At 61.1% G+C, this 1503-nt stretch carries 2 protein-coding genes; one reads left to right on the top strand and one right to left on the bottom strand.

The window, feature by feature from the left end; genetic code table 11:
• Positions 1 to 396: 396 nt before the first annotated feature.
• Complete coding sequence (locus ACWEH3_RS34600) at positions 397 to 834, top strand: transposase (protein ID WP_450025978.1); 438 nt, start codon at positions 397 to 399, stop codon at positions 832 to 834.
• A 186-nt stretch (positions 835 to 1020) separates the two neighbouring features.
• Here the strand turns inward: ACWEH3_RS34600 and ACWEH3_RS34605 are convergent, their stop codons facing one another.
• Positions 1021 to 1368 (bottom strand): hypothetical protein, encoded by a 348-nt coding sequence (locus ACWEH3_RS34605; RefSeq protein ID WP_450025980.1) that lies wholly within the window; start codon positions 1366 to 1368, stop codon positions 1021 to 1023.
• Positions 1369 to 1503: the final 135 nt, after the last annotated feature.

The raw sequence follows: 1503 nt of genomic DNA on the forward strand, positions 1-1503 counted from the left end.
TGAAGTATGCCGAGATGTCCCGTTTGTGGCCCATCCGGTGTTTGCGCGTGATCTGAACATGCTCGTCACGAGAAATGTTTGCGCACACCAGACTACAAACGGACTCGTAGCGGGAAGAAACTTCTAGCCAATCAGTGACCAGATGTGCTAATTATTCGCCCTCGATCATGAACCGGACGGCCGCTTATTTCCACGCACACGACCGGACCATTACGGTCAATTCTTCTCAGACTCCGCCGGATTCCACAAACTGCGCGAAGTCGGATTCGGCTCCGGCCAGGTCGGCGGCTACCAAAACGATCAGGCGTCGCACTGCGGGAGCGAGGCCGATCCCGAGGTTGCGAGCTCGTCATCTCCAGACACGATCGCTACTGTCGAGGCGATTTCTAGTTCGCGATGTACACCGCACGAAGCGGCGCAGCCGCGTCTGTCAACGGTCATCGGGATCTGGCTCAGGCACAAACCGGCTGGATCATCCGTCCGGCACACCAGCGCACCGAGGCCGAACGAGCCGACCTGGCCCGGATCCTGGATCGATGCCCGGTCCTGCGCGGCGTCGATCAGCTGGTCAGCGACTTCGGCGGGATGCTGCGCCACCGTCGGGGCCAGCACCTCAACGCCTGGATCGCTGCAGCCCAAGCCAGTGACATCTCCCAGCTTCAAGGATTCGCCGCCGGTCTGCTCAAGGACTACGACGCAGTCCGCAACGGACTCACCCTCGAATGGAGCAGCGGAGCCGTCGAGGGCGCGGTCTGCCGATTGAAGGCGATCAAGCGCAGGTGCTTTGGCCGGGCCAACTTCGATCTCCTGCGACGCTTCGTGCTCCTCAGTTGACCACCACCCCCGGCAAGATCACCAAGTTTGTGCCTGAGCCATTATCCGGCGTCCGCTGGCACGCGTCGAACGCGGCGCATTCGTTGCTGCAAGCATGCGGTTGATCGCCAGGATGTTCCGAAGCGGGATCTCGTGCAGCGGGCGTTCGAAACGGCTCTGGGCCTGCCGCTCTCGAATATCACGGAACTACTCGGCGAACTGCTGACCACCGGACCCGACGCTGCGACGTCGCAGCTGCCGGACCCAGTGCGGACCCCCTTGGTACAGCTGGATCCACACTTCCTGGAATACCGCGATCTCCAGTCCCGAATGCGCACCCCCTCCGATCCGGATACTCTCACCATCCGCGAAAGAGTATTCGCCACGATGAATATCGACATCCACTATCAAACTCTGGGCGATACCTTCCTCATCCATGCTCAACGAGCCCTCAGCAGCGGCGCGACCGTGAACAACGTCCGAGAAGTACTGCGCTTCAACACCCGATACGTTGAGGAACGAGTCTGGCAGGCGTGGAGAGCATTTCACGCCCACGCCCCGAGGCCAGCTGGGACCTCGACTGACAGAGAGGATGTGGGTTTGCATCTCTCTCTTCCCCCCCCCCCGGGGGGGGGGGGGGGGGAAGCCCCAACGACAAAATAAAGTGGGGGAGAAAAGGCAAAAATGGGG

The sequence above is a fragment of the Nocardia sp. NPDC004718 genome (assembly GCF_053601535.1).

Excerpts from the sequence above, each read along its gene's own strand:
- ACWEH3_RS34600 (WP_450025978.1), top strand. The coding sequence starts at position 397 with ATGTACACCGCACGAAGCGGCGCAGCCGCGTCTGTCAACGGTCATCGG.